At 39.4% G+C, this 13804-nt stretch carries 10 protein-coding genes; 1 reads left to right on the top strand and 9 read right to left on the bottom strand.

Annotation, left to right across the window (positions count from 1 at the left end; translation table 11 throughout):
- Positions 1 to 43: 43 nt before the first annotated feature.
- The 8 genes from RBH95_RS11815 to RBH95_RS11780 form a co-directional block, all read right to left on the bottom strand.
- Positions 44 to 1453, bottom strand: coding sequence for a tetratricopeptide repeat protein (locus tag RBH95_RS11815; protein ID WP_307899794.1), 1410 nt, complete (start codon positions 1451 to 1453; stop codon positions 44 to 46).
- Positions 1454 to 1611: 158 nt separating this feature from the next.
- On the bottom strand, positions 1612 to 2802 hold the full coding sequence (locus tag RBH95_RS11810; RefSeq protein WP_307899793.1) for an aspartate aminotransferase family protein: 1191 nt from the start codon (positions 2800 to 2802) through the stop codon (positions 1612 to 1614).
- 2 nt (positions 2803 to 2804) lie between these two features.
- Entirely contained in the window at positions 2805 to 4469 is a 1665-nt protein-coding gene (locus tag RBH95_RS11805; RefSeq protein ID WP_307899792.1) for an OstA-like protein, read from the bottom strand.
- Between the two features lie 245 nt (positions 4470 to 4714).
- A complete protein-coding gene (locus tag RBH95_RS11800) occupies positions 4715 to 5989 on the bottom strand; it encodes an adenylosuccinate synthase (RefSeq protein ID WP_307899791.1) in 1275 nt (424 codons plus the stop codon).
- 8 nt (positions 5990 to 5997) lie between these two features.
- The gene (locus tag RBH95_RS11795; protein WP_053975577.1) at positions 5998 to 6453 is read right to left on the bottom strand and encodes a Fur family transcriptional regulator; all 456 of its coding nucleotides are present in this window, start codon (positions 6451 to 6453) and stop codon (positions 5998 to 6000) included.
- A 26-nt stretch (positions 6454 to 6479) separates the two neighbouring features.
- On the bottom strand, positions 6480 to 8690 hold the full coding sequence (locus RBH95_RS11790) for a bifunctional (p)ppGpp synthetase/guanosine-3',5'-bis(diphosphate) 3'-pyrophosphohydrolase (protein WP_307899790.1): 2211 nt from the start codon (positions 8688 to 8690) through the stop codon (positions 6480 to 6482).
- Between the two features lie 145 nt (positions 8691 to 8835).
- Positions 8836 to 9468 (bottom strand): DUF4386 domain-containing protein, encoded by a 633-nt coding sequence (locus tag RBH95_RS11785; RefSeq protein ID WP_307899789.1) that lies wholly within the window; start codon positions 9466 to 9468, stop codon positions 8836 to 8838.
- Positions 9469 to 9574: 106 nt separating this feature from the next.
- Entirely contained in the window at positions 9575 to 10333 is a 759-nt protein-coding gene (locus RBH95_RS11780) for an SDR family NAD(P)-dependent oxidoreductase (RefSeq protein ID WP_307899788.1), read from the bottom strand.
- A 205-nt stretch (positions 10334 to 10538) separates the two neighbouring features.
- Between RBH95_RS11780 and RBH95_RS11775 the strand changes: the two genes are divergently transcribed.
- Positions 10539 to 12767: a tetratricopeptide repeat protein gene (locus tag RBH95_RS11775; RefSeq protein ID WP_307899787.1), complete on the top strand. Its 2229-nt coding sequence runs from the start codon at positions 10539 to 10541 to the stop codon at positions 12765 to 12767.
- 19 nt (positions 12768 to 12786) lie between these two features.
- Here the strand turns inward: RBH95_RS11775 and RBH95_RS11770 are convergent, their stop codons facing one another.
- On the bottom strand, positions 12787 to 13764 hold the full coding sequence (locus RBH95_RS11770; protein WP_307899786.1) for a DUF3365 domain-containing protein: 978 nt from the start codon (positions 13762 to 13764) through the stop codon (positions 12787 to 12789).
- Positions 13765 to 13804 lie beyond the last annotated feature (40 nt).

The raw sequence follows: 13804 nt of genomic DNA, 5'->3' as shown, positions 1-13804 counted from the left end.
TGCATCCTTGGCTTTTTATCAAATAGTTTTGGGGCGTTTATTTTTAAGATGAAGACTTTTTTGTTCTTTCCAACACTTTATGGATATTGGGGTCTTTGTGTATTTCGGGAAAAAGTTCTTCTAAGATATAATCGAATTCTTCGTTTAAGAGAAGGCCGTTTTTAAGGTGATAATGGCCTTTTTCACTTTCTAAAAGTTTAAAGTGCAATCCCGCCAGACGGTATTCAATTTCTGCGGTCTCAGGATAGAATTCAGCGGCTTGGATTAGGTTGAAAATAGCGGCTTCAAATTCTCCTAATTGAATAAGAATATCCGATCGAGACAACCAAGTCTGCAATTCGTAATTGCCAAGTTCTAAGGTTTTTTTATACCCCCTTTCGGCTTCTTCCAAAAAGTTTAAACGGTGATTAATTTGCGCATACAGTTTCCAATACAGCACATTTTCACTGTCAATATTTATGGCTTTATTAATGTAGTATAATGCTTTTTGGTAGTTGCGAGCTTTCAAATAAAATTTGGTGATAGCTATCCAACCTTTATCCAATAAGGGATCTTCATGAACGGTTTTATAGAAGTATTGTACCGCCATTTCTCTATCTCCCAATTTTTCGTAACAATAGCCCATACGCAATAGGGCAAACGATGTTGGGTCGTCCAAGGCCAAAGTTATTTTATAATTTTCAATGGCTTCTTCAAAGTTTTTCTGCTTTTCAAGGACTTTACCTTTTTCAAGATAGGCGCCTACAAAAGTATCGTCAGAGATGATGGCAAAATCATAGGCAACTAAAGCCTTTTTGTAATCTTTTAGAGCAAAATATTGCTTCCCCAATTGGTGCCAGGCCACCTCACAATAAGGATTGTTGTCCAAGTATTGATTTAAAAAGTTGATGGCTTCCTCACTTTCATCCAAGAAGTCAAAACAATAAATGATATTGTAGAGGGCAGAATAATCATGCATGTCTACTTCCAAGCACTTCAAGAAATATTCCTTTGCTTGATCGTATTCATCCAAGAATAAATATTCCATACCTATAAGGGCATATAAATCGGAATCATCTGGATCCTGACTCAGATCTAAGGCAATTTTTAAGGTGTTAATGGCGCTTTTGTGGTCATCGCGTTTGGAAAGCACATTGGCCTTTTGAATATAGATTTCCTCGTTGGATGGTTCCAATTCATAAAGTCTGTCCAAAAGTTGGTCTGCTTTTTCCAATTGGTTTTCCATAACGTAAAGTTCAATTTGGAACAATTGGAGGTTAGTGGAGGAGGGATGTTGTTCAAGCCCCATCTTAATCGCTTTCTTTGCTAAGGCTATCTTTCCAATTTCTAAGTAATGGTGGATAATGTTCTCAAATTCGTTGGAGTCGAAAAACAAGACGTTATTTGTCTTTAACATGGACTCAAATCTGGCTAGCGATACATTGTTGTGGTCGTTACTGTGGCTAAACTCCATAAGCAGATTTTATTGTTGTTGAAATAAATTTACTCTTCTATTTGGCTCTTTGAAGATTTTAACGTTAATGTTTTTAACAAATTAATTAACATTCAGGTGTTTATTTCAATTTTTTGTTCATTTAAGGCTTTGAAAAACAAGTGTTTGTTTTTTTGTTTCTAAAGTGTTTGTTCATTCGAAATTTCATTTAAGACTGAAAGTATAATATTACAGCCTTCAATAATTTCGTTCTTAGATATGGTTAATGGCGGGGTTATTCTAATCGCTTTAGGCTCAAAGAGTAACCAAAATAATATCAATCCACGGTCTTGACTTCTTAAAACGACCTCGTTAGTGATGTCTGCAGAAGGGGTCATGGCAGCCAACATGAGTCCTTTTCCTCTAATTTCCTCAATTAATGGATGTACCAAATGTTGACGTATAAGCGCTTCTTTTTCGAGGGCTTCGGCCATTAGATTACTTTCCGTGATTTCCCTAACAGTTGCCAATGCAGCAGCCGCAATTACAGGATGCCCGCCAAAGGTAGTGATGTGTCCAAACTTTGGATGCAGTTGTAAGGTATTCATCATTTCAAGTGAGGCGGTAAACGCACCAATGGGCATACCTCCTCCTAATCCTTTGCCTGTCACCAATATGTGTGGCGTGCAATTATAGTTTTCAAACCCGAATAGTTTTCCGGTACGTCCAAAACCAGGTTGGATTTCGTCTAGAATCAATAAAGCACCAACTTCTTCACAGCGTTCCTTAACTTTGGTAAGGTAACCGTCCTTCGGCTCAATAAAACCAGCGCCTCCCTGGATTGTTTCCAGTATTACTCCAGCTGTTTTGGTGGTAATTTTGTCTAGGTCTGCAATATTATTGAATTCTATAAACTTGATACCGGGAACTAAAGGACGAAATGCTTGTTTACGTTCTTCGTGTCCCATTACGCTCATGGAGCCCATAGTATTCCCGTGGTAAGCAGACTTAGCGGCAATAATTTCACCTCTGCCCGTATAGCGTTTTGCCAATTTAATAGCGCCCTCAATAGCTTCGGTACCAGAATTGGTTAAATAGGTGCTTTCTAAAGGTTCTGGTAAATTATTGGCTAAGAGTTTGGCGAGCTCTACGGCAGGTTCTTGAATGTATTCTCCATAAACCATCACATGTAAGTATTGGTCTAATTGCTCTTTGATGGCATTGACAACTCTAGGATGCTGGTGGCCTAAACTGCAAGCCGACACTCCTGCTACAAAGTCTAGATAGGCTTTATTAGTGTTGTCGTATATGTAAGAACCTTTGGCATGCGATATTTTCATCGCCAATGGATTTGGCGAAGTCTGCGCTTGATATTTGATGAAATCCTCCATATCTAACCTTTTTTGGAAGTTTGAGACAATGGTTTTTTTAAGATTTTTTTGCGTTGAATACTGTCTTGTATAGGCTTAGGGATGTTTCTCGCAGCTTTATTCTCTCGGTCAGGGTTCTTTTCTTCGGCCTCTTTTACACGTTCCAGCATAGCTTCGTCCACAAATTCTTCTTGTGGGACATAAGGGGCTAGCCCTCTAATTACAGGAAGGTTTAATGGCGGGTCGTCTTTAAATAAATCTTCAACGCTTTTTGGGCGTTCTTCTTCACGCCAGTCAAAACCTCTAAATTTTCTAGCGTTTTCAGGAAATTGAGATTCTGGATAAAGTTCCCCGTCAATTTGATTGATCAGTCTAATTTCAGAAATGGTATTGTCGTCAATTTGAATGTTGATGCTTCCTGATTTGGACTTGTCTATTCCTACCAATTCCTGCTTATCGTCTCTAACATAATTAATAACTTCAGCATTTTTGATAATGTCGACATTATAGAGCGCATTGTCTCTGAACAGTCCAATAAGACGCTGTCCTTTTACTTGATTAAAGCCGTCCCCAAGTGTATCTTTACTAATTAAGAAGGCGTTTTCAAATACTTTTAAGGAATCCAATGCTTCTCTTTTGGTATCGGTGATTAAATGGATGGAATCACCCGTCATTTGGTTTCCTAAATTCCAGATTACGGGATTGCGTTTAGTTGCAAAAATATCTTTTGACGAGTAGCGCTCTAGATTAATTAGCTGTGTCAGTCCCGTTTTCTGATCGGCATGAATGGAATCTGCTTTTCCACTCATATCACTTTTGTACATTTTAGCATTGTAATAGGCTCTAGTAATGCGATGCTCCGGTTTTCCGGTAACCATTAAGGTGTCGGCATGAATATAAATGGAATCCTTCTCTTGAACTGCTATTGCCAAGGCTCTTTTGGTAATGAATACAGAGTCTTTTGCACGGTATACTTCGGCGTAATGTCCTTTTATAATACTGTTGTTAATGGTATCCGTAACCTTAATGTTGTTAGTGGCTGAAGCAAAACTTCTGGCCCGATCAAAGTAGAGGCTGTCACCTTCTACGGTGCGCTGTTCGTAATCGATGCGGGAATTTTTTATAAAATACCCAGTATCGTTATTAGTGTCATAAAAACCGCGTTCACAATAAATATTATTGTTTTCCCCTTTAATGGTTGAAGGACCATACATATAGGCGCCCCCAGTTTCAGTGTAGAAATCTAGTTGGTGGGTGTTAAGTGTATATTGAGGGTTTACCAGGACTACATCTTGAACAAATTGGTATTTCTTGTCATTCATGTAATACCTTCCTATTTGACTAGTAATAGTGCCAGAGGTATCCCTTACCACTTTCCCCCGAGTTTTGTAATAAGCTTGTTGTTTAGCTCTGTCAAACCAAAGGGTGTCGGTTGTTAAAACGGATTGCGGTTCTTTAAGAACCACATCACCACTGGCAAAAGCCAATTGTGTAATACCACTGTATTCAACATATTTGGAGGTCATGTTGATGGTGTCTCCCTGCTGCATATTTACATTGCTAAAGGCTTCAATAAAGTTTTCATTTTTATAGTAAATAGCCTTATCGCAATACATGTTGATACCTTCATGGACAACATGAATTTGCTGTTTGTCATCTCTTATGAAAGTGGTGACTTCTTTGCCCATGGTGCTGTCCCTGACCGTAAAACCTGAGTACTCAATTTGTATACGTTTGTTTTGGGCCCAAAGGGAAGTGCTGAAAACGCTACATAATAGGAGAGTTAATACGAATGGGTAGACTTTCAAATTATAAAGATTTGGTTCAAAAATAATTATTAAATAAAGGCTTTGGTGAGCCTTAACACTTTTTTTAACACAAAAGACCTGCTAAATTATAACATAGAGCAGGTCTTTTTTATTGTGATTATAGATTATTGTCTAACGATGGTCTGTTTTCTATCTGGTCCTACCGATACAATGGTGATAGGAATTTCGAGTTCTTTTTCCAAAAAGTCGATGTAGTCATTCAGTGCTTTTGGCATTTGTGACGCTTCGGTCATTTCGGTAAGATCTTCATTCCATCCTTCAAAATCAGTGTAGATAGGCGTTACGTTTTCTTCTTCTATGTTGAAAGGCAAATGTGTAATTTCTTCTCCTTTATAGTTGTAGGATGTACACACTTTTAGGGTTTTAAACCCAGAAAGAACATCTCCTTTCATCATGATTAATTGAGTCACCCCATTTATCTGACAGGCATATCTAAGGGCTACCAAATCCAACCAACCGCAACGTCTTGGGCGACCTGTAGTGGCACCAAATTCATGCCCAACTTTTGCCATGGTTTCTCCGTCGGCATCAAATAATTCTGTAGGGAAAGGTCCTGAACCAACACGAGTAGTGTAGGCTTTAAAGATTCCAAAAACTTCTCCAATTTGCGTTGGAGCAATTCCTAATCCAGTACAGGCTCCAGCAGCCGTAGTGTTGGAGGAGGTTACAAATGGATAGGTTCCAAAATCAATATCCAATAACGATCCTTGAGCGCCCTCGGCCAAGATGGTTTGTCCTCCTTTCATGGATTGGTGTAAATACTCTTCAGAATCAATAAAGGTCAATGTTTTTAAAGTTGCGATAGCTTCAAAAAATTCAACTTCAAGCTCCTTTAGATCGTATTGAATTTCTACGTTGTAAAACTTAATCATATCCTCGTGCTTGTCTGCAAGAGAACGGTATTTTTCTTTCCAGTCTGCCAATTCAATATCACCAACTCTAATACCATTTCTACCCGTTTTGTCCATATAAGTAGGACCAATTCCTTTAAGGGTAGAGCCAATTTTAGCCTTTCCTTTGGAAGCTTCACTGGCCGCATCCAATAAACGGTGTGTTGGTAAAATGATGTGGGCTTTTCTCGAAATCAACAAGGCTTTTTTGTAGTCTACGCCTTGTTCAGCCAATTTGTCCAATTCCTTTTTAAAAATAACAGGGTCTATTACCACCCCATTTCCAACGACATTTACCGTGTCTTCATGAAAAATCCCAGAAGGAATGGTGTGTAGCACGTGCTTTTTACCATTAAATACCAACGTGTGTCCTGCATTAGGGCCTCCTTGAAAGCGTGCAATAATATTGTATTTGGAGGTCAATACATCAACAATTTTCCCTTTGCCTTCGTCCCCCCATTGTAAACCAAGTAGTAAATCTACTGCCATTATAAAAATTAGTTAGGTTGTTTGTTTTTCGTTCCGTAAAAGTATAGTGAGTGATTTGATATGGAAATATCAAATACCTCTTCAATCGTTTTTTTGATCGATTGAATTCTAGGGTCACAGAACTCGATAACTTCACCAGTGTCGGTCAGGATGACGTGGTCATGTTGCTTGTCGAAATATGATTTTTCGTAATGCGCCTGGTTTTGACCAAACTGATGTTTACGAACCAAACCGCATTCCAAAAGAATTTCTATAGTATTGTATAGGGTAGCACGACTTACACGATAGTTTTTGTTTTTCATTTTAATATACAAAGATTCGATATCAAAATGTTCCTCGCTATCATAGATTTCCTGAAGTATAGCGTAACGCTCCGGTGTTTTACGGTGACCTTTTTCTTCCAGAAAATTGGTAAATACATTCTTTACAATTTCCTGATTCGTCTGTTCTGTTTTTACACTCATAATTAAGTTGCAAATTTACACATTTTTTACACTCTACTCACCTTATCAATACCATTAATTTTTTTCAGGTTATCAATGAGCTTTTTTAGCATGGAATTATTCTTAACAATTACATTGATTTTTCCAGAGAAAATTCCATCATCAGATTGAAAACTAATGCTTTTCATGTTTACGTGCATGTTGGATGAAATCACTTTAGTAATATGATTTACTAAACCTAAATTGTCAATTCCCGATAAGGTAATAATGGCAGAAAACTCCTGTTGTGAAGAATCTATCCATTTAGCTTGCATAATTCTGTAAGCATAGTTGGATTGAAGACTCAGTGCATTGGGGCAGTTCTTTTTATGGACTTTAATACCTTCGTTGATGGTTAAAAATCCAAATACAGGATCGCCAGGAATTGGGTTACAGCAGCTGGCAAGCTTGTAATCCAATTTTTCCTCCTCTTTACCAAATACAAGCATGTCGTATTTGGAGGTCACCTCTTCCTTGTCAAGCTCTTCTTTGGATATATTTTGCCTTCTGGTAATCTTGTTTTTTATGAAACTCATCAAGGCATTGCTGCGTGAGGCTGCAAAATCCTTGAGCATACTATTGTCTATGGTGCCTACGCCAACTCGATAAAATAGGTCCAGACTGGTTTTTAGTTTAAAATAAACTACCATGTCATTGACAGCTTTTTCATCCAATTGAATCTTTAGCTGTTTTAATTTTCTCCTTAAAATTTCCTTTCCATCCTCACCAATACGTTTCTTCTCTTCCCTTAGGGATGATTTAATTTTACTTCGGGCTCTTGCCGTTGTGGCATAATCCAACCAGTTGGCATTGGGCTTGGCGTTTTCCGAAGTAAGGATTTCCACTTGGTCTCCACTTTTAAGTTCTTGACTCAGTGGTACCAATTTTCCATTAACCTTGGCGCCACGGGTTTTCATCCCAACCTCCGTATGGATGTTAAAAGCAAAATCCAGAGGAGTGGCTCCTTTAGGAAGGGATTTAAGGTCTCCCTTAGGAGAGAAGACATAAATTTCTTTGGAATAAAGGTTCAATTTGAACTGTTCCACAAAATCTACAGCATTGCTTTCGTTGCTTTCCAAAGCTTCCTGCAGCTTGTCAATCCAAGTATCTAAGGCATCTTCAGCATTACCGTGTTTGTATTTGTAGTGGGCAGCATAGCCTTTTTCGGCAATTTCATTCATCCGTTCACTACGGATCTGAACTTCTACCCAACGTCCTTTCGGGCCCATTACGGTAATGTGAAGGGCTTCATAGCCAGTAGATTTTGGCGATGAAATCCAATCTCGCAATCGGGTAGGGTTAGGGGTAAAGTGATCGGTAACGATGGAGTAAATTTTCCAAGCGAGGAACTTTTCGTTGGCCAAATCGGATTTGTAAATAATCCTTACGGCAAACTTGTCGTAGACCTCTTCAAAGGACACCCCTTGTTTAATCATCTTTCTCCTGATAGAGAAAATGGATTTTGGGCGCCCCTTGATTTCATAATTCAAACCCTCATTGTCCAACGCGTCAACGACTACTTTGGAAAAGGCTTTAATGTAAGCATCCTGTTCTTCTTTACTTTCCTTGATCTTGTGTAGGATGTCATGATAAACTTCGGGCTCGGTATATTTCAAGCCAAGGTCCTCCAACTCAGTTTTGATGTTATAGAGTCCTATACGGTGTGCCAAAGGTGCATAGATGTAAAGGGTTTCCGAAGCAATTTTTTCCTGTTTGTCCGTTCGCATGGAATCCATGGTCTGCATGTTGTGCAAACGGTCGGCTATTTTAATGATAATTACCCTCACATCGTCATTAAGGGTCAGCAACATTTTACGGAAATTTTCCGCTTGGGTGGAGACATCGGTTTCCTTGCTTAATGAAGAAATTTTGGTAAGTCCGTCAACAATTCTGGCAACGGTTTCTCCAAAAAGACGCTCTATGTCATCCTTGGTGTAATTTTCATTGTCTTCAACCACATCATGGAGTAGGGCTGCCGCAATAGAGGTTGCATCCAACCCAATTTCCTGAGCCACAATTTTGGCCACAGCAATGGGGTGAAAAATATAGGCTTCACCTGATTTTCGGCGTTGTCCATTATGAGCTTCTACAGCCACATCAAAGGCATGGCGGATGAGTTTTTTATCCTCTGTACTTAATGTCTGGTAACTTACTTTTAGAAGTTCCTTGTAAGCCTTGGCAATGGCCGCATTTTCCTTTTCTATCTCTACTTCTGTCATAAAACTAATGTAAGATAAAGAAAATAAATGCGCAATACTTTTAACGGCTTTTTGAGGGGGCTTGGGTAGTCCAAAACTACTTTAAACCTACTTTGTAAAGGGGTATATGGTTGCCTTTAAGGGTATTGTTGATTATGGGTGTCATCTAGGAGTTGATGTTTTTTCCTCCTTTAATCAATAGCCATATCGCAAAGGACATTTCTCCAACAATACTTGGTATGGCCACCAAGGCTAAGAAGATATTACTATAGGAATCGTAATTGGCCATTAAAAAATGTGCCGCTGTATCCACCATATACATCAGTCCTGCTATTCCAAGAAATGCAGCAATTACTTTTGGAGTTTTTATGATCCTACCTAAAAAAATGAGATGTACACCAAAGAAAAACAGGCCAATAAGCCATATGGTATTGAAGAGTTTTATCAAGTGTAATATGTCGTGTGCAGTAGTGGCCTCCAAAGTTTGAACTAAAGGAAATAGAGCGACTCCCATAATGGCGGCATGCATCATCCTAAATAAAGTGCTTGGTTGAGATAAGGAATGATGTTTGTACAATTCGTTTAGGGCCCAAGCTACAACAACATCAAATACAACTGTAACTAAAAATGCCATAATCCCTAAGCGTACCATTATATGGTTATTAAAAATGGTTTCTTCCGGAGCTTTAAGGAGTGCTTCCAAAACAAAGAAATTGGCAAAAATGGCAGTGAAAAATATAATGAGGTAGCTAAACCCTGCAATTCGGGCAAAGGTTCTAGGAGTATTAATTTTTGTCATTGAAAATTAATTGGTTAAAGGCGTTTTGGCTAATGTATAAAATATCTAAAAACAGTACGGGAGTAATGTTAGGTTTTAGGGAACAATGCTTCCTTTGACAGTAAGGTTAGATCATTTGCCCACCAGAAACTTCTATTCTTTGAGCGGTAATCCATTTGGCGTCTTCGGTACACAGAAAAGCAACAACCCCTCCAATATCATCGGGTAGTCCAACACGGCCAAGGGCTGTCATAGAGGCTATAAAAGCATTTAATTCGGCATTATCCCTAACGGCGCCACCACCAAAATCAGTTTCAATGGCCCCGGGAGCAATCACGTTGGCCCGTATATTTCGTTCGCCCAATTCCTTAGCCAAATAGATGGTCAGGGTTTCAATAGCCCCTTTCATTGCTGCATATGCTGAATATCCGCCAATAGCAAAACGCGCCAAGCCACTGGAAATATTAATAATACCACCTCCATCATTCAATAAAGGTAGAAGTTGTTGTGTTAATAGGTACACACCTTTATAATGAATGTTGAACATGCTGTCCAATTGGGTTTCTGTAGTTTGTAAAAATGGTGCATAAACACCAATTCCAGCGTTGTTGATTAGATAGTCAATTTTATCGGACCCAAAGGCTGTGGTCATGTCAGTTTGCAGTTCTTTTACAAAAGAAGGGAAGCTTTTGCCATTGCTGACATCCAAAGGTAGGGCAATAGCTTTTTGCCCTAGGGTTTCAATTTCCCAAACCAATTCTCTGGCTTTCTCCTTATTGGTATGGAATGTAATCACAATGTTTAAACCCTTTTTGGCAATAGCTAGGGCCATATTTTTTCCCAGGCCACGACTGCCACCTGTTATAAATGCTACTTTTGGTGTCATGAGTATATATTTTTCGTTTGTGAGGTGTTTAAAGACTAGGTAGCATATGGGGGCAAGGGAATTACTAAGGTACCCTTTTTTTTCTTATTGAACCCCTTGAAATCCTTCCATGTTTTATTGTTTGATTTTCTTACAGGTGTTTCGGTTGTTCTATGTAATTTATTTGTAAATTTGGTAATAATCAATGAGTTCCAAATAATTCAATATGCTCCCATTACAACGTTATTTGCCCCTTGTTTTTCTTATTTTTTTTACTGTTTTTTCGTGCAAAGATGAAGGCTATGTCAATAAACAAGAGCTTGCAAGTGCAACACCTACGGCTACCTTTTTGGGAGATGAAGCCTGCATGTCCTGTCATCAGGAAGCCTATAACGATTGGAAAGGATCTCACCACGATTTGGCCATGAAAGTAGCCGATTCTGTTTCGGTGCTTGGAGATTTCAATAATGTAGAATTTCCATACAAAGGAGGCAAGGCTACGTTTTACAAGAAGGATGCTGATTTCTATGTGAATATTCCAGGTCCTGATGATACCTATCGAGATTATCCCATTAAATATACGTTTGGCTACACGCCACTACAGCAGTACATCGTGGAGTTGGACAAAGGCAAAATGCAATGTCTTACCATTGCTTGGGATAGCGATAAGCAACAATGGTTCAATTTGTATCCCGATTTGGAATTACGAAGTGATGAGTGGATCCATTGGACCGGAGGGGGAATGCGCTGGAATACGGCCTGTGCCGATTGTCATTCTACTGATTTACACAAAAACTACGATCCGGTTTCAGAATCTTATAATACTACGTTCAAAATTATCAATGTTAGCTGTGAAGCTTGTCATGGCCCTGCCAGTAACCATGTGAAATTTTATGAGGAAGGTGAAAATCCTATCTACAAAAGCAAATTGACCATGACGCCCGATACGGCACCGCAAACCTTGGTGAATCAATGTGCACGTTGTCATTCCAGAAGAACTCAACTCACCAAGGATTTTACACATGACGAAACATTTTTGGATCAATATTTACCAGCGCTTTTAACGCCTCCTCTATATGAATCAGACGGACAGATTTATGATGAAGTATACGTTTATGGGTCTTTTGTTCAGAGTAAAATGTATGAAAATGGGATTTCTTGCAGGGATTGTCATAATGTCCATTCCCTAAAGTTGAAAGAGCAGGGTAATGCTCTTTGTTTGAATTGTCACGCGCCTAGTGTCTACGATACGGAAACTCATCATTTTCATACGGCAGGTACTGAGGCGGCCCAATGCGTGAACTGTCATATGACGGGAAGAACTTACATGGGGAATGATTTTAGACGGGATCATAGTTTTAGAGTGCCAAGACCTGATCAGAGTTTGGCTTACGGCACACCAAATGCGTGTAATAGATGCCACGAAGATAAAACACCAGAATGGGCATTGAATGCTCTAAAGGTATGGGGACAAACTAAGGCCATCGATGCCAAAGACCATCCTTCCGATTATTTGTTGGCGGGTTATGCAGGGGACAAAACAGCCTTTCACACTTTGGCCTCAAATCATCAGGCTTCCGAGCTGCTTCGGGCGACGGCTTTGAGCAATTATGGAAACATGGCCTTGACTTCAAAAGAATTGGAGCAATTGAAAGCCTTTTTGAAGGATTCGTCAGCCTTGGTTCGAAATGAAGCGGTAACCGCATTGACTCAAATAGGAGATACCACCAGTGTTAAGGAAGTTACCAAACTTTTGAGGGATTCAGTGCGTGTGGTACGTATTAATTCTGCTAAATATTTGGACATCTATGGTCATGGAATCTCTAAATTGGATGGTTTTGCTGAGGCCCATAGAGAGTTTGATGAGTTTCAAGAAATGAACTCCGATTTTTCATTGGGGCAGGTACAGATGGCGGAACATCATTATTTGAAAAAGGACATCGAAAAAGCAATTATAGCTTATCAAAAAGCCATATCGTTTGATAGTTATAATAACAATGCCCGAAACAATTTGGCGTTGCTATACTATCAAAACGGCGATTTTGAAAATGCGGCAAAATACTATAAAGACATTCTGGAGTTTGAACCTAATAACAGTTACCCTTATTATATGTTGGGCTTGCTCTATAATGAAATGGGACAGGACGGGATGTCCTTGAAATATTTAGCGGAAGCCTGTCAAAAAGAGCCTTTTAATTTACGGGCGTATTACAATTATGCCTTAAAATTACAGGAGGCCAAGAATTTTAAATTGTCTTCCCAAGTTTTGGATAAGGCGTTGCAATACGATCCAAACAATACCGATTTACTGTACATTAAAATGATTGCGGCCATGAACACAGGCGATTTAAACACGGCACGTGTTATTTGTAAGGGATTGATGGAATTGTATCCAGAAGATCCTAGGTTTTATAAACTACTGCAGGAATTGGAGCAACCAATGGGGGCTATGTAATCCTTAGGCAGTTTTTTGCTTACTCGGGTTTATCCATTTCAACAACCCAAATACCACGTAGTTCATTTATATCATATCCTATGGCTAAGTCTTGCGGGTATGTTTCCTTAAGCGTCATTAAGGTTTCTGGCGTTATATCTTTGTTGGGGGTGCCGTGGCACTGTAAACACATTTGATTGGTCATAATAGGGTAGTAGCCAATCAATGTTCCGTTTTCTTCAATCATTTTAGGACTTGCTTCTCCTGTGGCGGCAATATCTTGTTTGGCCACTGCAATATAGTCCAGTTCCTTAGTGTTTGCCAGATTGTTTGGGTTTCTGTTTTTATCTGAAACACGTTTCACCTGGGCGTGAAGTTCGTTGGACATACTATCCGTAAGGACAATGGCCTTTTCATTGCAAAATTCCAAAGCTCCTGCAGTGCCTTTGGTTTGGATAGCGGTTAGCAGGTTTTTGCCCAAAACCGCTTTGGTGGATAGAGCAATGCTCATTCCCTTCTTGAGGTAATCTTGGGTACCGGTTTCAGAATATTTCATCAAATCAGCTTCCCGTTGTTGGTGGTGGGTTTCAAACCAATCCGGTTGGTCCAATTTGGCTCTGTAAATATAGGTGGCTACTGCTTCCAGTTGAGCTTTGGAATACCCCAATTGAGGCATGAGGCCAAAACGCTCTACAGCTCTGGGCATTTGTGAGTTCTCTATTTTAGGGGTGTTTAAAAAATTGGCTACAGACTGAACAAACTCTGCTTCCGTCATATCTGGTTTTAAGTAGTGGTCCTTGACGGCAATGAGCGGGGGGGCAATTCTTGTTGTGGGATTGCCAGCGGGGGAATGACAGGTCACACAGTTTTGGGAAACAATATTGTGGGCCTCTTCAAAGGCTTCTTTGCTTATTGGAGTTTCTTGAGCAATGGTTTTTGTTTTGGCGGTTTCGGCACAGCTTACAAGGGCTAAACTTAGTCCAAGAACTAGGGGTTTGATGATGCTAGATATTTTCATTTGGTAAGTTTAAAATGGACCTTATTTGTTAAGGTTTTTA

Origin of the sequence: Mangrovimonas sp. YM274 (genome assembly GCF_030908385.1) — a bacterium.
In the GTDB taxonomy this organism is placed as follows: domain Bacteria; phylum Bacteroidota; class Bacteroidia; order Flavobacteriales; family Flavobacteriaceae; genus Mangrovimonas_A.
The sequence above is the reverse complement of the archived record's forward strand: the minus strand, read 5'-3'. Positions and strand labels throughout refer to the sequence as shown.

Coding starts and splice junctions, on each gene's coding strand:
- RBH95_RS11815 (WP_307899794.1), bottom strand. CDS start 1,453: ATGGAGTTTAGCCACAGTAACGACCACAACAATGTATCGCTAGCCAGA.
- RBH95_RS11810 (WP_307899793.1), bottom strand. CDS start 2,802: ATGGAGGATTTCATCAAATATCAAGCGCAGACTTCGCCAAATCCATTG.
- RBH95_RS11805 (WP_307899792.1), bottom strand. CDS start 4,469: ATGGGCAAAGAAGTCACCACTTTCATAAGAGATGACAAACAGCAAATT.
- RBH95_RS11800 (WP_307899791.1), bottom strand. CDS start 5,989: ATGGCAGTAGATTTACTACTTGGTTTACAATGGGGGGACGAAGGCAAA.
- RBH95_RS11795 (WP_053975577.1), bottom strand. CDS start 6,453: ATGAGTGTAAAAACAGAACAGACGAATCAGGAAATTGTAAAGAATGTA.
- RBH95_RS11790 (WP_307899790.1), bottom strand. CDS start 8,690: ATGACAGAAGTAGAGATAGAAAAGGAAAATGCGGCCATTGCCAAGGCT.
- RBH95_RS11785 (WP_307899789.1), bottom strand. CDS start 9,468: ATGACAAAAATTAATACTCCTAGAACCTTTGCCCGAATTGCAGGGTTT.
- RBH95_RS11780 (WP_307899788.1), bottom strand. CDS start 10,333: ATGACACCAAAAGTAGCATTTATAACAGGTGGCAGTCGTGGCCTGGGA.
- RBH95_RS11775 (WP_307899787.1), top strand. CDS start 10,539: ATGCTCCCATTACAACGTTATTTGCCCCTTGTTTTTCTTATTTTTTTT.
- RBH95_RS11770 (WP_307899786.1), bottom strand. CDS start 13,764: ATGAAAATATCTAGCATCATCAAACCCCTAGTTCTTGGACTAAGTTTA.